Annotated in this window: 18 protein-coding genes and 1 tRNA gene; 16 read left to right on the forward strand and 3 right to left on the reverse strand. The window is 57.6% G+C overall.

Annotated features, from left to right (window positions below; all coding sequences use genetic code 11):
* Positions 1-46 precede the first annotated feature (46 nt).
* The 12 genes from LDN12_RS16305 (at position 47) to LDN12_RS16360 (ending at position 15162) form a co-directional block, all read left to right on the forward strand.
* A tRNA-Asn gene (locus tag LDN12_RS16305) sits at positions 47-122 on the forward strand.
* Between the two features lie 245 nt (positions 123-367).
* Positions 368-1738, forward strand: a complete 1371-nt coding sequence (gene pcnB / locus LDN12_RS16310; RefSeq protein ID WP_223923708.1) for a polynucleotide adenylyltransferase PcnB — start codon at positions 368-370, stop codon at positions 1736-1738.
* A gap of 443 nt (positions 1739-2181) precedes the next feature.
* A complete protein-coding gene (locus LDN12_RS16315) occupies positions 2182-3231 on the forward strand; it encodes a DUF2569 domain-containing protein (RefSeq protein WP_223923709.1) in 1050 nt (349 codons plus the stop codon).
* A gap of 602 nt (positions 3232-3833) precedes the next feature.
* Positions 3834-5771 carry a sulfurtransferase gene (locus tag LDN12_RS16320; protein ID WP_223923710.1) on the forward strand — a complete coding sequence of 646 codons (1938 nt, stop codon included), beginning with the start codon at positions 3834-3836 and terminating at the stop codon, positions 5769-5771.
* Between the two features lie 130 nt (positions 5772-5901).
* A complete protein-coding gene (locus LDN12_RS16325; protein WP_223923711.1) occupies positions 5902-6738 on the forward strand; it encodes a hypothetical protein in 837 nt (278 codons plus the stop codon).
* A 192-nt stretch (positions 6739-6930) separates the two neighbouring features.
* Entirely contained in the window at positions 6931-7995 is a 1065-nt protein-coding gene (locus LDN12_RS16330; protein ID WP_223923712.1) for a sulfurtransferase, read from the forward strand.
* Between the two features lie 132 nt (positions 7996-8127).
* Positions 8128-9957 (forward strand): VTT domain-containing protein, encoded by a 1830-nt coding sequence (locus tag LDN12_RS16335; protein WP_223923713.1) that lies wholly within the window; start codon positions 8128-8130, stop codon positions 9955-9957.
* Positions 9954-10706, forward strand: coding sequence for a glycosyltransferase family 2 protein (locus LDN12_RS16340; protein WP_223923714.1), 753 nt, complete (start codon positions 9954-9956; stop codon positions 10704-10706). Before LDN12_RS16335 ends, LDN12_RS16340 begins: the two co-directional genes overlap by 4 nt.
* A 20-nt stretch (positions 10707-10726) precedes the next feature.
* Positions 10727-11617, forward strand: coding sequence for a sulfurtransferase (locus LDN12_RS16345; protein ID WP_223923715.1), 891 nt, complete (start codon positions 10727-10729; stop codon positions 11615-11617).
* Positions 11618-11632: 15 nt separating this feature from the next.
* Positions 11633-12163 (forward strand): hypothetical protein, encoded by a 531-nt coding sequence (locus LDN12_RS16350; RefSeq protein ID WP_223923716.1) that lies wholly within the window; start codon positions 11633-11635, stop codon positions 12161-12163.
* Between the two features lie 45 nt (positions 12164-12208).
* Entirely contained in the window at positions 12209-13684 is a 1476-nt protein-coding gene (locus tag LDN12_RS16355; protein WP_223923717.1) for a glycosyltransferase, read from the forward strand.
* A 113-nt stretch (positions 13685-13797) separates the two neighbouring features.
* Positions 13798-15162, forward strand: a complete 1365-nt coding sequence (locus tag LDN12_RS16360; RefSeq protein WP_223923718.1) for a hypothetical protein — start codon at positions 13798-13800, stop codon at positions 15160-15162.
* Between the two features lie 76 nt (positions 15163-15238).
* Here the strand turns inward: LDN12_RS16360 and LDN12_RS16365 are convergent, their stop codons facing one another.
* Positions 15239-15520, reverse strand: coding sequence for a hypothetical protein (locus LDN12_RS16365; protein ID WP_223923719.1), 282 nt, complete (start codon positions 15518-15520; stop codon positions 15239-15241).
* 185 nt (positions 15521-15705) lie between these two features.
* Here LDN12_RS16365 and LDN12_RS16370 point away from each other — a divergent pair, with 185 nt between their 5' ends.
* From LDN12_RS16370 to LDN12_RS16380, 3 genes are all read left to right on the forward strand, one after another.
* The gene (locus LDN12_RS16370) at positions 15706-16083 is read left to right on the forward strand and encodes a hypothetical protein (RefSeq protein WP_223923720.1); all 378 of its coding nucleotides are present in this window, start codon (positions 15706-15708) and stop codon (positions 16081-16083) included.
* Between the two features lie 61 nt (positions 16084-16144).
* Complete coding sequence (locus tag LDN12_RS16375; protein WP_223923721.1) at positions 16145-17107, forward strand: metal ABC transporter substrate-binding protein; 963 nt, start codon at positions 16145-16147, stop codon at positions 17105-17107.
* A 67-nt stretch (positions 17108-17174) separates the two neighbouring features.
* Positions 17175-19841, forward strand: a complete 2667-nt coding sequence (locus tag LDN12_RS16380; RefSeq protein WP_223923722.1) for a pitrilysin family protein — start codon at positions 17175-17177, stop codon at positions 19839-19841.
* Positions 19842-19943: 102 nt separating this feature from the next.
* Here LDN12_RS16380 and LDN12_RS16385 read toward each other — a convergent pair whose 3' ends face one another.
* Both LDN12_RS16385 and LDN12_RS16390 read right to left on the reverse strand, forming a co-directional pair.
* The gene (locus LDN12_RS16385) at positions 19944-20114 is read right to left on the reverse strand and encodes a ribbon-helix-helix protein, CopG family (protein ID WP_223923723.1); all 171 of its coding nucleotides are present in this window, start codon (positions 20112-20114) and stop codon (positions 19944-19946) included.
* Between the two features lie 82 nt (positions 20115-20196).
* Positions 20197-21759, reverse strand: a complete 1563-nt coding sequence (locus LDN12_RS16390; RefSeq protein WP_223923724.1) for an acetyl-CoA hydrolase/transferase C-terminal domain-containing protein — start codon at positions 21757-21759, stop codon at positions 20197-20199.
* 238 nt (positions 21760-21997) lie between these two features.
* Here LDN12_RS16390 and LDN12_RS16395 point away from each other — a divergent pair, with 238 nt between their 5' ends.
* Entirely contained in the window at positions 21998-22588 is a 591-nt protein-coding gene (locus LDN12_RS16395; protein WP_223923725.1) for a TetR/AcrR family transcriptional regulator, read from the forward strand.
* Positions 22589-22607: the final 19 nt, after the last annotated feature.

Genomic DNA, 22607 nt, shown 5'->3' on the forward strand with positions numbered 1-22607 from the left:
ACACGGCAAATAATTTCATGTTAAAAGACCGGCTCTACACTGCTATTCCCCAATAGCTCAGTCGGTAGAGCAGGTGGCTGTTAACCACCTTGTCCCTGGTTCGAGTCCGGGTTGGGGAGCCAAACATTACAAGGAGTTACGATTAAGTTCGTAGCTCCTTTTTTGTTATGTGGTCTCTGGCGTATCCTGCGGGCCGCACGCGACATGCCGGAAGCCGTTGAAGCGATGTTCCCATGCAGATACCGGGTTGAAAAACGGTGGAGAAGTTTTTAAATTAGGATCATAGATGAATTTACTTTCAAGGTGATAAGCTCCCGGTCTTGAAAGAAGGCAGCAAAATATGTGAAGAAGCGGCGGCGCTAACGGAATGAGAAAGAAAAAAAGCTGCTCGGTCATCATCGCACGGCAGGAACATGGAATCTCCCGCAAACTCATGAGCCCGAACGCCCTGCGCGCACTCTACCGCCTGAGAGATAACGGCTATGTCGGCTATCTCGTCGGCGGTTGTGTGCGCGACCTCCTGCTCGGACGGGAGCCGAAGGATTTCGACGTGGTAACCAACGCCACTCCCGGCGAGCTGAAACGGATGTTCCGCAACTGCCGTCTTGTCGGGCGGCGTTTTCGTCTTGCACATATACACTATCAGGATGAGATCATCGAGGTGGCGACCTTTCGGTCCCAGGCTTCGAACGAGCCCGAACCCGAGCCGAAAGAGCCAGCCGGGACGGATCACCGGCAGCGCCCCCCGCAGATGCTGAAGGACGATGACGGCATGATCCTGCGGGACAACGTCTACGGCACCCCCGAAGAGGATGCCCTGCGCCGCGACTTCACCGTCAACGCGCTGTCCTACAATATCGCCGATTTCTCGATCATTGACTACACCGGCGGCCTCGCCGACCTTAACGCCGGCATCATCCGCACCATCGGCGATCCCGCCGTCCGCTTCCAGGAAGACCCGGTACGGATGCTGCGGGCGGTGCGGTTTGCCGCCCAGCTCGCCTTCACCATCGAGGAACATACCTGGAAGGCGCTGGTCGCCGCCGCCGATACCATTGTCAGGGCGGCGCCGTCGCGTCTCTACGATGAGATGCTCAAGCTGCTCCTCTCGGGAGAGGGGGCACGGTGCTATGAACTCCTCCGCCAGACCGGGCTCTTTGCCGCGCTTTTCCCGCACGTCTCGAACTGGCTCGGCGCCGAAAGCGAAGGTTTTCCCCACACCCGGTTCGGGGCAATGCTCAGCCGTGTCGATTCCTCTCTCCAGCAGGGGAACAAAGTCTCCCCGCCGCTCCTTCTGGCACTTCTGTTCGGCGAGTACATCGATGAGAAGGCGGCGCAGTTCCGCCGACAGGGTGTGCCCTGGCAGCAGAGCGTTAATGCTGCGGTTGCGGAGTTTATGGGCGAAACCTGCCCGATCGTCATGATCACGAACCGCGTCGGGCTTGCGCTCCGCGACATTATCGGCCAGCAGACGCGCCTGAAAAAGATCCCCGGCCGCCGACCGGAGTCGTTCATCGCCCGTCCCGATTTCAACGATATCATTGAATACTGCCGGACAACCTGCGGCGACAAAAAGGACGTCGTCACGCAGCTCGGTTGGTGGGAGGCTCAGGCACGGCAGCAGGCGCCGGTGCCGCTTCCCCGCGAACTCACCAAAGAAGCCGGGGCGCCGCAACGGAAGAGAAAGAGGCGCCGCCGACGAAATCCATCTGCGAAAAACAGGGCGGATAGGGTATAATCCGCCAGGATCCCCCGCATACCGCGGGCCAGGCAACCTGCCCGCCCGCTGAAGACCTCCTGGAGCCGTAGCCCTCCAAGCCCTGCCCTCGATAGAGCGCTGTCCCTGCTGAGCCTGCGTCACAATCAAAAAAATATTTGTATCGAAATGAAACAGTCGCGGGGATTCTGCCGTTAAATTCGCGCGTTTTCCTGTATGAAAACGGTAGGATGGAAAAAGCGGCCAAGGAGTGTTAATTTTTTTAACACTCTGAAATAGCGTTGAAAAATGCGATTTTGTGATGTAGAAGAGGGGCAGGGCAGGTTTTGGTGCTTGTTGAGTATAATCCACAGGGGGGCAGGCCTACGAATTTCAAATTTTCAGCGAGGATTTGTGAACATTTTTGAAATTTGTGACCCCCTATAGGTTACCTTATGGGGTACCTTAAAGTAAGAGGAGGACAAATGTTTTGTACTCGGTGCGGAACCCAAGCCATTTCAACTGCGAAGTATTGTGCTAAGTGTGGAGCGTCATTGAACATAAGCTCATCGTCAAGAGAACCTGAGCAACCGCATCAAACTGAAACTATCACCAAAACAAGTCCAGAGATTATTGTTACCAAGGCAGGCCCGTCTGGTATTGGAGGCTGGCTCACGCTGCTTATTGTCGGAATGATGCTGTTAAGGCCATTGATGGGGTTAGGCAAAATAAACGCTGATTTTATGACAGCAGAAAGACAATATCCAAATCTTGAGTCTCTTGGACTATGGAAGACTTTCAATAATGCTACTTGGTTTACGTTTACAATAGTTACAGCAATAAGCATTTATGGTGGTTTTGGATTGGCTAAGGGGCGCAACTGGAAAGTAGTTAAACAAGCAAAAATAATATTGTGGATAATTGGTCCTTTAGCTTCTATAGTATTATCAGTAATTATTCCTAAAATAGTTTTAGGAAATACTAAAACATTTGGTGCTGACTCTCTTAGTGACATCTTAACTTCATTCCTAGCAGCGAGTATTTGGACTATCTACTTGTCAAAATCAAAACGAGTTCGCAACACTTATTCTAACTTGAAGCCACTAGAAACACGCCAATCTGCCAAAACAAGCAATTCAGAAGAAAACAAAAATGACACCGGTTGTGGCAATACTGAAGATCAACCTTTAAAAGAAAAGTACTGCGCAGCAATTGGAAAAAACAGTGAATATTATGTTGATAGATTTATCCATTTTAAAATAGTAAAATGTTATTTTTCTTGGAATTGGGCTGCATTTTTATTTTGCATACCATGGACTGTTTACAGAAGGATGTATAAATTAGCTGCCGTATTTATCGTAATTTTTAGCTTTTGGTGTTACCAATCAATCAAAATGCTTGAATATTCAAAAGTTAACCAAAATCTCGAAGAGGTGTGGATTGCACTTCTTGTGCTTGCTTGGTGCGCTAAAGGGACTTATGGCATTTTTGCTAACGCATTGTACTTCTACCATGTTGATAAAAATAAACTCTAGATGTAATCCATGGAATGATCCACAGGGGTCTATCAAATTTCAAATTTTCAGCGAGGACCCATGAGTTTTTTGAAATTTGTAGGTCTTTAACCTGCACCGGCTAACCCCTTGTATTTTTCCTGTAACAAATCTCCCCTTCCATACAACATCTCCCCATTTCCCATCCAGAATCGTTGCAGCACATTATCCAACCGTCCGGGAAAGATTACACCTGCCGGTGGTATCGGTTTGAATTGTGATTTGTGTGACGAGTCCCACCGGAAACGGTTAACCCGTCACTGCGGGATCAGCGAAACCCGAAACGAAAGCCGGAGAATCAAAACCGGGAAATAAGGCGAAATCACATATTCATGTGCGCCAAAATGACACCATGGTGGGGCAAAACTCGAAACGCTCTGTTGGCGCTAAATTTGAGTGCAATTATAAAAATGTTTAATATTAAATGGTTACAGTTATATTCAAAAAGTAAATAGCAAGCAGGATTTCCATTCATTAAGCAGATAACTTATTGATATCAGATGGATATTAGCATTTAGTCCGTTTGGCTCCCGAATTGCATTAAAAACTGCCGGTTTGCAATTAAATGTGGAGGGAAAAAGAAAATGAAACGAATTTTGTTGGTGCTGACACTCCTGGTGTCCGTTGCCGTGTCCCTGTATGGGTGCGGAAGTTCCACTACGAGTAAAGTCAGTGCCGTGCCTACCCTTAAGCCTGCCATGAGCGACTTTCCCAACTCCAGCCTGCTCGTATCGGCGGATTCGCTTCAGGACAGTCTTGGCGCCAAGAACCTGATCATCATTGATACGAGGGCAACCGCCACGTACACGGCATCCCATATTCCCGGCGCAATCAACCTCCATTGGCAGGATTACCGCGACGGAAGCGCCCTGGCGCTGAAACCGCTGGCCACCCTGCAACAGCAGTTGGGCGCGGCGGGCATCACCCGCGACGCAACCGTCGTCATCTACGATGAGACCATCAACTCCTGGGGAGCCGCGGGCCGGGTCTTCTGGATGCTCGACTACCTGGGATGCGACGATATCCACATCCTGAACGGTGGCTGGGATAAATGGTCGGCGGACAAACGACCCACGCAGACAGGCACCAACACGCTCACCGCCGCGACCTTTACCGCCGCGACGAATCTGCGGACCGACATATCCGCACAGAAGGAACACATCGAGAACAGATTGGGGAACAGCGACTTTGTGGTTCTCGACACCCGGACCGACGAGGAATACATGGGGTGGCAACTCTATGGTGAAGCGCGGCCGGGACATATCACCGGTTCGGTCAATATTCCCTATGCCTGGTACTATAATGCGGATGGAACCAGCCTCGATTACAAGCCTCTCAAGGCCCTGTTCGAATCCAGAGGGGTGACCAGCGACAAGGAAGCGGTTTCATACTGTACTTCCGGTATCAGAAGCGCCTATGCCTACTTCCTGATGCGCCTCATGGGCTATTCCCGCTGTGCCAACTACGATGGATCGATTAAGGAATGGGCCGCAACCACTCCCAACCTCCCCATGGAGTATGCGGCAAATTACAAGCAGGTCGTCTACCCCGGGTGGGTCCAGACACTTATCTCCGGCGGCACCCCGACAACCTTCCCGTCCGGCAACAGTTATAAAATATTCGAATGCGGTTGGGGACCAACCTCCAGCGCATACAATGCAGGGCACATCCCCGGTGCCATCCACTTCGATACCAATAATGTGGAGGCCCGTGATTATCTTAATCCAGCCAACCCCTTCCCTGTGACCGACGCCAACGAAATCGTCTGGGATCTGGTTTCCGACAGTCTTTTGGAGGCACGGCTTGCCGCCCTGGGGGTGAGCAATACCACGACCGTCATTGTGTACGGTAAGAGCCAGATCGCTGCAACACGTGTTTATTGGGCACTTCGCTACGCCGGGGTCGACGTGCGCTATCTGAACGGCGGCATGAGCGGCTGGACAGCCACCGGGGGCACGGTCGAGACGACAGCCCGCACGGCCACAGCCGCAAGTTTTACCATTAATCCGCAAAGCCAGTTCAAGGCGCTGACCCCGGAGATCAAAACGTATGCGGATTTTTACCGCTCAAACGGCACCCTGGAATCCGGGAAAGTGCTCGTGGACGTCCGCGGCATTCAGGAATACACCGGCGAAACCACCGGCTACAGCTACGATCCCAACCTGACCCGCCTGGGGCGCATCCCCGGCGCGGTATGGGGCTATGACGCCGATAGTTCGAGCAGTTACTATATCGATGACGACACAACCCTGCGCAGCTACACCGAAGTGCGCGACATGTGGGCCGCCAAGGGCATCACATCCGACAAAACCGTTATTTTCTATTGCGGAACCGGCTGGCGTTCCACCCTGGGCTTCCTCTACGCCGATCTGATGGGCTGGCCGAACATAAAGAATTATGACTCCTGGTATGTGTGGAGCACGTACTATGAAGCGGCAACCGGCACCATTCACCGCGACGCCCCGTTCAACGATGCCAATATGCCGGTGGATCTTGGCTGGTCGCTGCTGACAGCCCTGTAGCACATCGCTTGCCCGGCCGAAGCCTTGGCTCCGGCCATTCCGTACCTTTCCTCCCGTCGCGCGCCCGCACGGGCAACCGGCGGGAGGAAAGGCCACGGCGACAGTACCAACTTATCCCAGGAGGCAATGTGTGAACACGTTTTACTCGAAACTACTCGCGGCGGGCCTGCTCGTCATCGTATCCGCCGGTACTGCCTTGGCCGGCGCCTGGACCGCCCCCAAGAACGCTTTTTATGAAAAGCTGTCGTATAACTACTATTATGCCCACGAAACCTTCGACTCGTCCGGGAATCGCGGCGGCACGGCGAATGGCGGCACCTTCACCGACCACAACGTCAGCAACTATTTCGAGTACGGACTGACCAACGATCTGACGGCACTCAACTCCCTGACCTATAAATGGCTGGAGAACGAAGACAACTCTAATCGCTCGAAGGCATACGGTCTGGGCGATGTGGATCTGGGACTGCGCTACAAACTGCTGGACAGCGCTGTCGGCATTGTTTCGACCCAACTGCTGGTCAAGATTCCGGGGACCTATGACAAGACCGATCCGCTGCCCTTGGGCAACGACCAGGTGGATACGGAGCTGCGCCTGCTCTACGGCCGTTCGCTCTACCCCGTTATCCCCGGCTACGGCAATGTGGAGATCGGCTATCGCTGGCGTGCGGACGGCCCTTCCGACGAGGTCCGCTACTTGATAGAATTTGGCGTCGATATCACCAAAAGCATATTTACCCGAGCCAAGCTGGACGGTACATTGAGCGTCGATAACGGCAGAAAACAGGACAGCAGCGGCAATCCTACGACAACCAATAACTTCGATCTGGGCAAGCTGGATCTTACCGTCGGCTACAAGGTGACGCCCACATGGGGGGTGGAAGTCGGCTACCGCCCGGAGATCTATGGTCAGAACACGGCAGCCGGGGCCAATTATAGTCTGTCGGTCTATTTCAAAACACAATGACGCCCCAGAACGCTATGCTAGTGAGGCTGAAACGCTCATGACGTAGGTGGGGCAATGGCGCGGCCAGGTTTGGGTCACAAATACGGCGCATGAAAAAACAGGTCATGGGCGATGAATTCATTCTGATGCTTTGATTGCCGTTATCCATTGATGTGCCAATAACTGAAAGGTCTAACGTCTATGAAAAGATATATGATAAAAGTTATTCCAGCGCTGGCGATCGCCGTTTCCCTGATGGGGTGCGGCTCGTCAACATCCTCAAAATCGACAGTATCGGCGAGCGTAGCGCAGACGCATTATGAGGCGCTTGTGGACCCGGCATGGGTCAATACCCTCATAAACGGCGGTAATCCAGGTGTAGCGGGCACTCCAAGCACTTATCCGGGCAAAGGGTATGTGATCGTCTTTACGTCCTGGTATCCACGTTATGCCACTAACGAGATATCCACCACTGGCGCCGGACTTCCCTTTGCTACGGACGGGCACATACCAGGCGCCATTTTCCTGGATACGTATTCGATAGAAACCGGTCCAACCTCGGAGTATGGAAGTGGTTATGCGAGTCCTTCCGATTCCCACGTAAAAGAGCTTTCGGCGTTGCAAAGTTTCTTTGCCGGCATGGGAATAACCAAGGACAAAACCGTCGTGGTCTACGCGGACGATGATATTTCCACCATGACTGCAGGGCGGATCGCCTGGGGATTGTTGTATGCCGGCGTTGAGGACGTGCGCATCCTCAACGGCGGCTACAAGGCGTGGGTGGCGGCGGGGAACGCCGTCGAGACCGGTACAACTGCCTGGAGCCCTGTGCAGAGCTTCGGGGTGACTTCGGGACACCCGGAATATATGGTATCGACCTCAGATCTTTATGGTGTCATCAAGGGAACGAATGCGAGCGCAATGATCGTCGATGATCGTGCCTGGGATGAATTTACCGGAGCAAGCAATTCGTATTACTGGTGGTTTGACGAGAAAGGGCGGATTCCCACCGCCAAGTGGATAGGGGACTGGAACGATATTTCCAGTGCCGATGCCCAATCCTTCATGTCATTCCAGGAAGCGGACTATAAGTGGAGGCAGGCGGGATTCACCCCCGGTAAAAAGATGTATTTCTACTGCGGTGGCGGGGCGAGGTCGGCCATGTATACCTTTTATGCCTATATGATGGGATGGCCTGCCGCCAACTATGAAGGCGGATGGTATCTGTGGGCTACTGATCATGCAAATCCCCGAGAGACCGGAATACCTGGCTCCTGATATAGTGACGAACGGTTATTGTTGCGGTGAATGGCCGTCCGGATCACACGACAGGTGTGATCCGGACGGCATGTCGTATCCATCAAGCGGGGCGATAACGTGCCGTGACCATGCAGCATTCAGGATAGTGCAATGAGCGTTATTATAAGAGATCCACTCCGTCCGGAACTTCGTGAGAAAATTGCCGAAACGCAGGCCGGTTGCACCGATTGCGGGGCGTGTGTCCGGGAATGCGCCTTCCTGCGGAAGCACGGCACGCCAAAGTCCATGACCGAAAACTTCGATGCGGAGGCGCCCGCATCCTTGCTGCGTTCGTTCGAGTGCAGTCTGTGCGGGCTCTGCTCGACGATCTGCCCGGAGCGGCTCGACCTGGACGGCCTGTTTTTGGAGATGCGTCGCGAGGCGGTGGACCGTGGCATGGGGGACTTTCCCGAGCATGCCCCCCTTCTGGCTTACGAGCGCTTGGGGACATCCCGGCGCTTCAGCCTGTACCGGCTGCCCCAAGGGTGCACGACCATTTTCTTCCCCGGTTGTTCCTTGTCCGGCACCCGGCCTGATGGCGTCGACATGCTCTTCGCCGAACTGAGGAAAACGGATCCGGCTATGGGGATCGTTTTCGACTGCTGTATGAAACCGTCCGACAGCCTGGGACGCGAGCAGTACGCCATGGCCATGTTCGAGGAAATGCGTTCATGGTTGGTAAGCCAGGGGGTGAACGAAGTTCTGGTGGCCTGCCCCAACTGCCAGAACATGTTCAATTCCCTGGGCCGAGGGTTGAAGGTCGGAACCGTGTGGGAGATCCTGGCCGAGTCGGGGCTGCAGCCGAAAAGGGCGTCCGGCACGGTGACCATCCATGACCCCTGTGTTATCCGTAACGCTCTGCCGGTCCATCAAGCGGTACGCACCCTGCTCACGCGGCAGGGGGTGACCGTGGAGGAAATGCCCCACTCCGGACGTACTACCGTCTGTTGCGGGCAGGGCGGAGCCGTCAGCCTGTTGAACCCATCACTGGCTGAGGCATGGGGGGCGTTACGCAAGGAAGAGGCCGCCGGCAGAAGAATCATCACCTATTGCGCCGGTTGCGTCCAGGCATTGGGCAGCCATACGCCGACAAACCACTTGGTGGACCTGCTGTTTGCCCCGGAACAGGCGCTGCTCGGAAAAAAAGAGGGTGCACGGGCACCTCTTACCTATCTCAACCGGCTGCGTCTCAAGCGCGCTTTCAAGCGCAAGAAGGGATATGTCATGACACGGGAACGAGCCTTTGCCCCGGAACAGGGGCAACACAGGAAAGGTTCCTGGAAATCGCCGCTATTGCTGGCCCTGGTGGTGGCGGCCATCGCCGGTGTGCATCTGTCGGGAGTCGCCCACTATCTCCAGCAGGAGAGGTTACAGGCGTTGATCGCCTCCTACGGGATTCTGGCGCCGGCCATATACATCCTGATTTATAGCCTGGCTCCGGTGCTGTTCCTGCCCGGTTTACCGGTCACCATCATCGGCGGCATCCTCTTCGGTCCGGTCTGGGGTGTGGTCTACGCCATTACCGGCGCCACCATCGGAGCCTCCCTGGCTTTTCTGGTCGCCCGCTACGGCGCCCGCGACTGGGTGGCCGCCAAGCTCACCGGCGCGAAATGGGAACGGCTGGATAACGAGGTGGCGCAGCACGGCTGGAAGGTGGTGGCCTTCACCCGCCTGATCCCCGCCTTTCCCTTCAACCTGCTGAACTACGCCTTCGGCCTGACCAAGGTTCCGTTCATCCACTATGTGGCCGCCTCCTTTGTCTGCATGCTGCCGGCCTGCATCGCCTTCATCGTCTTTTCCAGCTCGCTCGTGGGGCTGATCAAAGGCACGGTTTCAGCAACGGCGCTCCTGGGCATCGGTCTGGTGGTGCTGGTGTCGCTGGTTCCGGCAGCCTACCGGCGCTTCAAGGGGCGTCGGGCGGTCGGGGCGGTTGCCGAGTGAGACCGGCGACCCTCGACATAGCCCTGGTCATACCGGCCAGGAACGAAGCGTTGTCCCTGCCCGGAGTGCTGGGCAGCGTGCCGCCGGAGATCGGGCGGGTGGTTGTGGTGGATAACGGCTCGACGGATGGGACGGCTCAGGTTGCTGCGGCATATGGCGCATGGGTCGTAACCGAGCCGGTAGCCGGCTACGGCAGAGCCTGCCTGGCCGGTTTGGCGGCCCTGAGCAAAGCCCCGCCGGATATCGTGGCGTTCGTCGATGGCGACGGCAGCGACGAACTGGCGAGCCTTCCCGGCCTGATCGCCCCGGTGGCCGCCGGGGAACGTGATTTCATGCTGGGACGAAGGGTGCCGGTGGAACGGGCGGCTCTCAGTTTCCAGCAACGCTTCGGGCACTGGCTGGCCACCGGTCTGATCAGGCTGTTCTGGTTGCACCGCTACCGGGACCTGGGGCCGATGCGGGTCATCCGCTGGGCGGATCTGGAGCGATTGGCCATGGCCGACCAGGCTTTCGGCTGGACAGTGGAGATGCAGGTACGGGCGATCAAGCAGGGGTTGCGGATCGGGGAGCGTGACGTGCCGTATCACCGGCGTACCGCCGGAACGTCCAAGATCAGCCGCACGATCGGCGGCACGATCAAGGCAGGGGGCACGATCCTCTGGGTTATCGGCCGGGAAGTACTGTTGGAGTTACAGCAGAAAAAACGGCAGGGAACACCGGCCGGCACGGCTATTGTCGCCGGTTCGTGAGATAAAAGGAGAAGAATGTCATGCTGGTTGCTGCAACATCTGTCCGGCCCGCCAAACCATCAGGCTTGCCTCGCGTCATTGGTGCCATAGTGCTTATTGCGGCGGTAACCATCGCCTGCTCTTCGGTTGCCATGGCGGCCGATCTGGGGTTGATCGATGCGGCCACCCTGAAGGGCAGCTCCGCAAAGTGGGTCGTGCTTGACGCCCGCCCCAAGTCCGATTGGGAAGCCGGGCATCTTCCGGGTGCCATCCCGTTTTCCTGGGAGAACTATACCCGCACCGACGCCAAGGGGGTGAAGTACAGCTCGTTTCCGCCCCAGGAATTGGCGGTGGCGCTGGCCGGGCTGGGCATCGATGAAAAGAGCCCGGTGGTGGTGTACGGTGATGCCGACAAGAGTTGGGGGGGCGAAGGGTATGATGTCTGGCTGCTTTCCTGGCTTGGACACAGGGGCCCCATCCGGCTCTTGAACGGAGGCATTCAGGCCTGGCGCGGCCAGAACCTCCCCCTGGTCCGCGGGGCGGAAAGGCCTGCCGTCCCAAAGGCCCGCTACCGTGTGGGCCTCAAGCCCCAGTACCAGATCTCCACGGAGGATGTGCAAAACGGGAAGGGGGCCTACACGCTGGTGGATGTCCGGTCGACCTTTGAATGGATCAGAGGCAGAATCCCGGGCGCCGTCCATATCCCGTGGGAGGATTTCTACACCGGCAGGGACCGTCACCCGCTCCCTCCGGCGGAGCTGAAAAAGCTGCTTGCCAAACATGGTGTGGATACCTCGAAGCCGGTGGTCTACTACTGTCTGGGGGGAATCCGCTCGGGCTATGCCTGGACGGCCCACCAGTTGGCGGGGCTGCCGGACGCCCATAACTTCAAAGGTGGGTGGGCCGCCTGGGAAAAACGGTCGGGACAGTAAGGAAAGTAGGCGGCCATGATGGGACCCGTAGCGTTATCATATCGATCCGTACGCGCGTTGTTGGTGTTGTCGTTTATCCTGTGTGTTGTCTCCGTGGCTATCTGCGCCGGCGCAGAGCAAGTCCCGGCAAAAACGCCCTTGGGCGGCGGCAAGAAAAAACTGCTGCTGTTCGCCAAGAATCCGGCCACTTGGTCTATTGTCAAGGGGGGGGCGGGCGGCAAGCTGGTCTATGGTGAAACGACCGGCGCCTTTACCCTGAATGCCGCCAAGCTGCGCCCCCGTTCGGCATACGCCCTGGTCCGGTATGCGGACGTCCCCCCTCGGGTGGATATCGTCGCCAGGGGCGAGAGCGACCGGCGCGGTAATCTGGAGCTGCGCGGTGTCTGGCGAAACTGGACTAAAAAGTTCTGGGTGGTGCCGGCCGAGGATGTGGCGGGTAAGAACGGAGAGGCCGGTTCGCTGCGGGCCTGGCGGCCGGACCGGTATCTCTTTGAGGAAAAACAGCTCGGCGTCCCCTGCGATTGCCCTGAGCCGGAGGAACCATAGTGGCGGTACTGTTCACCATGAAGGACGCACGGGTATGATCGGGGCATGAGGTCTCTGCTGCCGCTACTGATTCCGTTCCTGACCGTAGTCCATTTCAGCGCCCTGTTGGGTCTCTGCCTTTACGGAATGCACCGGATCTGGCTGATCCGCTGTCTGTACGGTCCCCAAAAGCTTGCGACCCCGCCGCCGCCCGCCCTGGGCGAACTCCCCACGGTCACGGTACAATTGCCCCTGTATAACGAGCGTTTTGTGGCGGAACGGCTGCTGGATGCCGCCGCCGGTCTCGACTGGCCCCGCGAGCGGCTCGAAATCCAGGTGCTGGACGACTCGGACGACGACACGAGCCGCCTGGTGGACGAGCGGGCCGCCTGGTGGCGGCGGCAGGGGATCGCCATCTCCGTGGTGAGAAGATCCGGCCGCGGCGGCTACAAGGCCGGGGCGCTCGCCCATGGCCTGGCAACGGCGCGGGGCGAGTTCATTGCCGTCTTCGACGCCGACTTCATGCCTGCCCCCGATTTCCTCCATGCCACCATCCCCTGGTTCACGGACTTCGGGGTCGGCATGGTTCAGACCCGCTGGGGTTTCTGCAATGCCGATCATTCCTGGTTCACCGGCATCCAGTCCCTCCTGCTCGGCCCCCATTTCAGTATCGAGCACCGGGTGCGCTACCAACAGGGGTTGTTCTTCAACTTCAACGGAACCGCCGGAGTCTGGAGAAGGAGCGCCATCGTCTCCGCCGGCGGCTGGCAGTCCGATACGGTGACTGAGGATCTTGACTTGAGCTACCGCGCCCAGTTGGCGGGGTGGCGTTTCGTTTACCGGGAGGAATGCCGGGTGCCGTCGGAGTTGCCGGTGACCATGGCGGCGTTGCGCAGTCAGCAGCAGCGATGGGCCAAGGGGTCCGTCCAGACCGCCCGCAAGATCCTGCCCCGGTTGCTGCGGGCGCCCCTGCCCCTGGCCGTCAAGATCGAGGCGGTGGCCCATCTCATGGCCAATATCTACTGGCTTCTGGGGATGGTCGTCATGCTGACCCTTTACCCGGCGGTAACCTGGCGGGTCGGCATCGGCCTGCACCAGATGCTGCGCATCGATCTGCCGATTTTTTTGGCCACCAGCGGGGCGATCATGGGCTATTTCCTGCTCTACTCCCTTCGCAGCGGGTCGGGAAAGCTCAGGCATCTCCTCTTGCTGCCCGCCCTCACCATCGGGCTGGCTCCCAGTATCTCGATCTCGGTACTGAAGGGACTCTTCCGGTCCGGCGGGACCTTTGAGCGGACCCCTAAATTCGGCGTACGGGGCCGGGAGCGGATGCCGGGGCTGGCCTTCCTCTATCGCCAGAAGAGTATCCCCTATATCGTCATGAACCTGGCGCTGTTTCTTTACTGCCTGCTGCCCCTCATCTTCGCCTGGCAGCGAGAAACCTGGTTCGCCGTGCCGCTCTTCCTGCTCTTCCCCTTGGGCTTTGCCCTGGTGACCGCCAAGGATCTTGCCGAGGCGGCCCCGCACCGGCGGCCGCTCTAATGGGCGCCGGTTGCAATGACGGGCGTTTTCGAGCCGGAGAGTGCAGTGAACAAGAACGCCGGCCCGCACGCGCCAAGAAGCCGTTGCCGATAAATCGTATAAAAATGCTTTTGATGGCAAGCGGATTTGGAAACGCCCCCGCCTGTCTGCTCGCAGCCGCCGTCGTTACGGCCTGTGCTTTCATGGCCAGGGAGCCGGAGATCCGCTTGGCGGTCCCCCTGCTGGTCGGCGCCACAGCGGTGATGACCATGGCGCTTGCCGGTTCCCTCTATTACGGCGAGCGACAGAAGATCTCATTGTCCCTGCCCGTCATTCTCGTCGTGGCATTCCTGCTGCGCCTGCTGTTCCTGTTCGCCCCGCCGCAACTGTCCGACGACAGCTATCGCTACCTGTGGGACGGCAGCAATGTGCTGCACGGGATCAACCCCTACGCAACCGCCCCTTCCTCCGTGAAGCCGCCGCCCGGACTGGCCGCCGTTCACGCACGGATCAATCATCCCGGCTATGTCACGATTTATCCGCCGATGGCCCAGGTTCTCTTTGCCGGGGGGGCGGCCCTGGGCGGTACCATTACCGGCCTCAAGGTATTTCTGGTGTTGCTCGACATGGGGTTGTGCCTGCTTGTGGCGATGTTGCTGAAGCGGCTTGAGTTGCCGGTGTGGCGGGCGGTGCTCTATGCATGGAATCCTTTGCCGGTACTGGAGATCGCCGGATCGGGACATGTGGATGGAGCAGGTTTTACCATGCTGATCGGCTCTTTCTGCCTGCTTATGACGGATAGCCGGGGCACTCCTGCGCCGGGCCGGCGGCAATGGCCGATTCTGTTGTCCGGGGCGCTTTTGGCGGGCGCCGGTTTGGTGAAGCTGTTCCCGTTCATTCTGGCGCCGCTGCTCTTCATGGTGGTTCCTGCCGGGTGCCGGCGGCATTTTGCCGCCGGCTTTCTCGGGACGCTGGCGGCACTGATACTGCCCTTCCTGCCCCATCTGGTCAATATGACCGCCAGCCTGGACGCCTATGCCCGCAACTGGGAATTCGCCGGGTTCGCTTTCAACGTACTGCGCGCCGCGACCGGGTCGGGAGCGGGCGCCCGGCTGCTCCTGTCCGGCTGTTTCCTGCTGGTTATCGCCGGGCTTATGCTTCGGTTTATCGATACTGTCGGCGGTGAGCAGTCGCCGGCCGCAAGGGTACGTCGGGTTCTGGAGGTATGTTACGCCATTGCCATGGCGTTTTTGCTGCTTACCCCAACACTGCAACCCTGGTATGCCCTCTGTCTGGCGGTCTTTCTGCCGTTTTACCCCGGTCCGGCAGGCCTGGTGCTCTGCTGGGCGGTGTTTTTGGCCTATCAGGTTCAGATCCCCTACTTCATTCAGGGCAAATGGATAGAGAGCATGCCGGTAACGGTCGCGATCTCTCTGGCGCCGGTAACGGCATACCTGGTGAACAGGCTTTATGGGCAGGGGCGGCGCTCGGCGGGATAATGTGGTTGCCACTCGCTCCGGGGTATGCCCGGCGTCGCGGCAGGTTTCACGGAGTAAAGGTTCCTCGGGATTGTTTTTATAATTCCCGGCGGTGCTTCACCACACTGTTTTCTATGGTAACGGCATTAATAATCTTCTCTGCTTCCTCTGTCGAAAGGCCTACACCCGGCTTGTTACCCATCCAGTGGGTAAGATCGTCACTTGGGGGGTCAAGTTTTTCAGGCAACGCCGGGCCCGGTATGAACCGGCCGTTCACATACAATGCCGCCTTGAACTCTCCTTCGTCACTGATAAGAGCAAAATCGGCTTTCAAGCCATTGGAAAGTATTTTTGACAGTATGGTTCGTCTGTATAGCAAAGTACTTGCCCCTCATCTTTCAATATTTTAAGCACATTGATAGTGAATGAGCACTACACGATGAATATATTCTAACACCATTCTGCTTTTAACATGACACTTAAGCCATAGTCCACATTTTTATTCCCCCTATTATCACCATTATCAGCTTGACATCTGAATAGAAATTATTTCTATTTATTAACATGAAACCTTTTTCCGGATCGACCAAAAGCAGCATCCCGGATGGCGGGCACCGTAGCCGCCGTATTGCATTTGTGCTGTCGGTACTCGTGCTGTTCTCGATCCTGCTGTTCGCTTTCCATCGTCACGACGACGGGCAGGACCACGGCGATGATTGTCCTGTCTGTGCCGTTGCCCACCATCGCGCCGCCGATATCGCCATAACGCTTTCCGACGTCACGCACGTGCCGTTCACATCCCCGGCCTATTCCATCGTCCTGGTCATTATCTGTGCGGTCGCCTATTTTTGCCGTTCCACACAAAGCCGCGCCCCTCCCGGTACAGTACTCTCACCCCCGGCGCTCTCCCGTGCCGATGCGGAGTACCGCCGTGTTGTGTAAAAATTTCAGGCATGAACAGGTAACTGAGTGTAGAATAAAAACGATACCGGAGACTCTGAATATGAAAAAAATACTCATCGCATCAGTAGTGATCCTCTGTCTTTCAGCCATGGGCGCCTGCCGGAAAAAAGAGGCGCCGATCTCTTCTCCCGCATCCCACAAAAAGATGGTTGTCGTGACGACCCTGTTTCCCCTGTACGATTTTGCCCGCACCGTCGGCGGCAATAAGGTGGATGTCAATCTGATCCTGCCGCCGGGCATCGAGGCCCATTCCTTTGAACCAAAACCGGAGGATGCCGCCAGGGTCACCGGGGCGGACCTGTTCGTCTATACCAACGAATACATGGAGCCCTGGGCGGTGAAGTTCGTCAAGGGCCTGAATGCCGGGAGCGTGCTGCTGGTGGATTCGAGCAAGGGTGTTACCTTTCTCAAGGCCGGTGCCGAGGAGGGGAGGCATGAAGACCACGATGGCGCGGAGCACCACCACGCCGGAGGCATGGACCCGCACATCTGGCTCGATTTCGGCAATGCGCAGATCATGGTGGACAACATCGCCGAGGCCCTGGCTGCCCGAGACCCGGCCAACAAGGGGTATTATCTGGCCAATGCCGCTGCCTACAAGGCGGAACTGAAGAAGCTCGACGACGACTACAAGGCCGGGCTGTCAAGCTGCGCCAAGAAGACGTTCCTGCACGGCGGGCACTACGCCTTCGGCTATCTGGCCCATCGCTACGGTCTCCAGTATGAGTCCGCTTCAGCGGTCAACGCAGACGCCGAGCCGACACCGGCCAAACTGATTGCGCTCGTCAAGCAGGTAAAAGCCATGGGCCTGAAGTATGTCTACAGCGAGGAACTCCTTTCGCCGCGCGTCTCGGAGATGATCGCCAAGGAGACCGGGGCAACCGTTCTGCTGCTCCATGGCGCCCATAACATCAGCAAGGATGATTTCGATCACGGCGTAACCTTCATCGCCCTGATGAGAAGGAATTTGGACAATCTGAGGGCCGGTTTGCAGTGCAAGTGAACCGTGACAGGCGTTTGCAACCATCACTATTCAAACAGGAGCGTTTCCAGCTTGTGGAGGAAGTACCATGAACAGGATCAATCGATATGTCGGGCTTGTTTTCGCCCTGATAATTTGTGTTTTCGCCGGGGTTAGCCCCGCCTTATCCGGCGAGGTCACCAGGGCCACCCTTAAAAACGGTCTGCGGGTGGTCATCGTGCAGAATTCCCTGGCCCCGGTCGTTACGACCCAGGTCAATTACCTCGTCGGCTCAAACGAGGCGCCTCCCGGTTTTCCGGGTATGGCGCATGCCCAGGAACACATGATGTTTCGCGGCAATCCGGGGCTTACCTCGGATCAGTTGTCATCCATCATCGCCGCCATGGGCGGCAATTTCAACGCCCAAACCGAACAGTCCCTGACACAATATTTCTTTACCGTCCCGGTTGAGGACCTGGAAACCGCCCTCCATGTGGAGGCGGTGCGGATGCGCGGAATCATCGATTCCGACAAGGCATGGAAGGAGGAGCGGGGGGCCATCGAGCAGGAGGTGGTTCAGGATCTGTCCGATCCCCAGTACATCCTGAGCACCCGCCTGTTGGGCAAACTGTTCGCGGGAGCCCCCTACGAGCATGACGCTCTCGGAACGGTGGCTTCCTTCGACAAGACGACCGGCGCCATGCTCAAGAGGTTCTATGATGACTGGTATGCGCCGAACAACGCGATCCTGGTCATCGCGGGCAATGTCGAGCCGCAGCGAACCCTGGCGACGGTCAAGCGCCTGTTCGGGGGGATACCCCGGAAAAAACTGCCCGCACATGCCCCGATTGCCCTCTCGCCCCTCAAGCCCGCCGAGATACAACTGGACTCGGACCTGTCCTATGGGCTGGCTCTCGTCGCATACCGGTTTCCCGGATTGGAGAGCCCCGATTATGCGGCCGGCATGGTCTTGTCGGATGTCCTCTCCAGCCAGCGCGCCAACCTTTATGCCCTTGTTCCGGAGGGCAAGGCGCTTTCGACGAGCTTCGACAGCTATGCCTTGCCCAAAATGGGATACGCTTTCGCCCTCTCCGCATTCCCCCAGGGGGAAGACGGACATCCCATGGTGGAGACCCTCAAGAAGATTATCCATGACTATGTGACAAACGGCGTCCCCCCGGAGTTGGTGGAGGCGTCCAAGCGCCATGAGATCGCCCAGGCGGAGTTTCAAAAAAACTCGGTTGAGGGATTGGCCTCCGCATGGTCCCAGGCCCTCGCCCTGGAAGGACGCTCTTCGCCCGACGACGATATCCAAGCCATCGGCAGGGTCACGGTCGAGGATGTCAACCGTGTGGCGCGGAATTTTCTGGCTAACGACACGGCCATCACCGCGATCATGACCCCCAGGCAATCCGGCAGCCCCGTGGAGTCGAAAGGCTCCGGCCGCACGAACGAGTCGTTCGCCCCTAAACAGGTGAAGAAGGTGAAGCTTCCCGCATGGGCCGCTCAGGTCACCAGGCCCCACAAGGTTGCGGCGGTGAAGGAAGGGCCGACCGACCTGACACTAAAAAACGGGATACGCCTGATCGTGAAAACGACCAGAACCAGCGATACGGTCAGCCTGTATGGCCACGTCAAAAACAATCCGGGGCTTGAGGCGCCTCCCGGCAGGGAAGGCGTGGAAGATATCCTGGGGGGGCTTTTTAGCTATGGCAGCAAAAGCCTGAATCGTCTGGCTTTTCAATCCGCTCTGGATGAGATAGCCGCAGATGCCGAGGTGGGACCCTTGTTCTCTCTCCAGGTGGTAAAGGGGCATTTTGACCGCGGAGTGGCGCTCGTCGCGGATAACCTGATCAATCCGGCGCTTCCGGAGGAGGCCTTCAAGGTGGTGCAAAAAGAGACTTCCTCACTCCTTGCCGGCCAGGAAAAAAGCCCGAAATGGCTTGTCGGCCGGGCGCTCAGAACAGCGCTCTTTCCGAAAGGCGACCCGGCCCTCCGTTATGCCAAACCGGCAACGGTCGAAAAGCTGACCCTTGCCGACGTCCGGGACTACTACCATGCCGTTTTCCGGCCCGACGTGACGACCATCGTGGTTGTGGGGAACATAACCCCCGGCGAAGCGCGGGCGGTTATCGAAAAACACTTCGGCGGCTGGAAAGCCGAAGGCCCCAAGCCCGAGACCGAATATCGGCCGGTTGCCGACAACAAGCCTGCGGCGGTGGTGGTTCCCAACAACAGCAGGGTGCAGGACGAGGTGTCGCTCGAAGAGACGCTCGGCATAACCCGTTCACATCCTGATTACTATCCCTTGCAGGTCGGCCTGCATATCCTCACTGGAGCTTTCTACGCAACCAGGCTCTACCACGACCTTCGCGAGACCAACGGTTTGGTCTACGCGGTGGATGCCTTCCTCAACATCGGCAAGACCCGCTCGAGCTTTGGCGTTGATTACGGCTGCGATCCCCGGAACGTCTCGAAAGCCCGCTCGATCATAGAGCGGGACTTGGCGGACATGCGGACGAACCTCGTGAGCCCTGACGAGTTGTCCCAGGCAAAGAACCTGCTCGTCCACCAGGTTTTGCTCTCCTCTACCAGTACCGCAAGCATTGCCCTGGGGTTGCTTCATCTTTCACAGTTGGATTTGCCGCTGGATGAGCCGGCTCGCGCGGCCGACAGGTATCAGAAGGTCTCTGCCGCCCAGGTCAGGTCGGCCTTTTCGAAATGGATCAGGCCTGATGGGTTTGTTCAGGTTACCAGCGGGCCGCAGCCGCAATGATGATGGGGAAAAGGATCTGATGCCCCGGTAGGGGGATCGGGATACAACGGAACTGGCCGGTTTGTCGATTATTCGGATCGACGCACCGGCCCGTTTTTTTACTTACACCTTCGAGTTTAGTTGCGATTCGAGCTGGTCGTAGCGGGTGCTCAGCATCCTGATGGCGTCACGCATGATTTCGGGTACGGTCTTCTGGGTCTCCCATGCCATGACGTTCAGATTCTTGAGCTCGTTATCGCTGACCCGCATGGCGATGACATGACTTCTCTGCATTGTTAGTATCCTGCCCATGGTCTGTTGTCCATTCTTCTCCCCCGGGCGCGACCTGGATCGCACCCGGGTTGCATGTCCGGTTCTAGACTTCCCAGTTGTCAATCTTCATAGTCCCGTTTTTGGCCAGGTTGACCTGCATCTTGAAGACCCGGTCGAGCATTTGCGGTTCGTGGCCCGCTTTCCGTCCCAGACACTCCTTGGTCGCCATGTCCAGATACTCCTGCAACAGAGGCTTGTAATCCGGATGGGCGCAGTTATCGATGATGAGTTGTGCCCTGGTTTTCGGGTCCAGGCCGCGCAGGTCGGCCAGACCCTGCTCCGTGACCAGTACGTCCAGGTCGTGCTCGGTATGGTCCACGTGGGGTACATGGGGTACCACGCAGGTGATGCCGGTCGGGTCGGTCTTGCTCGGCCGGGCCGACGGGGTGTGCATGATGGAGAGATAGGCGTTGCGGAGGAAGTCGCCGGAACCGCCGATGCCGTTGATCATCCTGGTGCCGCCCACGAGGGTGGAGTTGGCATGGGCGTAGATGTCGAACTCCACCGGGGTGTTCATGGCGATGCAGCCCAACCGGCGGATCGGCTCGGGATGGTTGGCGATGGAGAGGGGGCGCATCAGCACCTTGTTGCTGTACTTGTCCCAATTGTCGTAGAAGCGTTTGAAGCCGTCAACCGAATAGGACAGGGAAACCGTGGAGGCGAAGTCCAGCTTCCCGGAATCGAAGAGGTCGAGCATGGTGTCCTGCAACACCTCGGTCCAGACCTTCAGGCCGGTGAACGGTCCCTTGGCAAGGCCGCCGATGACCGCGTTGGCGATGGAACCGACGCCGGACTGGAGCGGCAGCAGGTTCTTGGGCAGGCGGCCCACCTTCACCTCGTTGGAGAAAAAGTCGATGATATGATTGGCGATAGCTTCCGAGGTTTCGTCCTGCTCGCTGAAGGAACGGCCGTTGTCGGGGCGGTTCGATTCGATGATGGCCACGATCCGGTCCGTATCCACCCGCACGTAGGGGGAGCCGGCCCGGTCGTCCACACGGCTGATGAGGTACGGCTGCCGGTTGGGCGGGTTGATCGGTTCGATGATGTCGTGTAACCCTTCGAAGCTGGGGATGGAGGTGTTGATCTCGACGATGATCTTGTCGGCGATCTGCACGATCTCCGGCACCGCACCGCAGGAGGCGGTCAGCACCAGCCCTCCGTTTTCCGTAATGGCGGAGCACTCGATGATGGCAATATCCAGGCGCCCGCCGTTCTCCTTGGTGTAGAAGCCATATCCCAGGTCCTGGGCGAACATGGAGAGGTGCTTGTCCCCCATGCGGATGCGGCCTTCGTTGATGCCGGACTGGATATTTTTACCGGTCTGGTAGGGCCAGCGCCGATCGATCATGTCCAGGGAGGCCCACCGGTCTTCGGTCTCCACACCCACCGAGGCGCCGATGAACAGGTTGAATTTCAGCTTCCCCTGCAGCCCGTTCTTCTCCACATGGTCGGCAAGGGCGATAGGCACCATTTTGGGGTAACCGGCGGGGGTAAAGCCCGACCACCCGACGTTCATGCCGTTCTCGAACAGCGGGATGACATCCTCGACCTTCCTGATCCTGGAGTGGAGATTGGTTTTTCTGATCCTGTTGTGCAATTCTGACATCTTTCCGCGTTCTCCTTTGTCGTTAGTGATTGTTTTCCGTTGAGACCGTGACGGCCATGCTCCAGAAAGGGGCCGCTGACCGGTGTGCCGCAACGTGAATATATCGAACGTTCGTTCGAATACAGCATAACAATACACTGTTTGTCCTGCAAGAACTATTTGGAACACATATCTCTACCGTTGGATTTTGCGGGCGATTTTGCTACTCTTGCGCTACATTCAAGCGGTGGGGAGTGACATGACAAAAGCGGATTGCCGCAGCAGGTTGGTGGAGGTGGGAACACGGCTGTTTGCCGAGCGCGGTTTGCACGGGGTCAGCGTCAGGGAGTTGTCCCAGACCGCCGGGGCGAGTATCTCCATGATTTCGTATTATTTCGGCAGCAAGGAGGGGTTGTACCGCTCGGTACTGCAGGAACAATTCGCCTGTTTCGACCAGATCGAGGAGATCCGCCGGCAAGGGGCCGATCCCTTGGCCGTACTGGAGGAATACCTGCGCTGGACTATTCTGAGGCATCGCAACAACCCGTACCTGCTGCGGTTCTATACCAGCGAACTCACCAATCCCACTGCGTATTTCGCCACCATCGTCTCACCCGCCATCGCCAAGGTGATCCGCATCCTTGCGGACGTGGTGCATGAAGGGATGCGTCGGGGGGAATTCCGGCAGGATGTTGATGCCGTCAATGCCGCCTTGGCCCTTGCCGGCATGGTCAATTACTTTTTCCTCAGCACCCTGGCCACCGAATCGCTGATGAGCCGTTCGCCCGGCCAGGACGAACAACTGATCGGCCAGTACGTGGCTATCTTCACCAAGGGGATCATTGCGTGAGCAGCCGTGTCCGGTATTC

Origin of the sequence: Geobacter sp. AOG2 (assembly GCF_019972295.1) — a bacterium.
Lineage (GTDB): Bacteria > Desulfobacterota > Desulfuromonadia > Geobacterales > Pseudopelobacteraceae > Oryzomonas.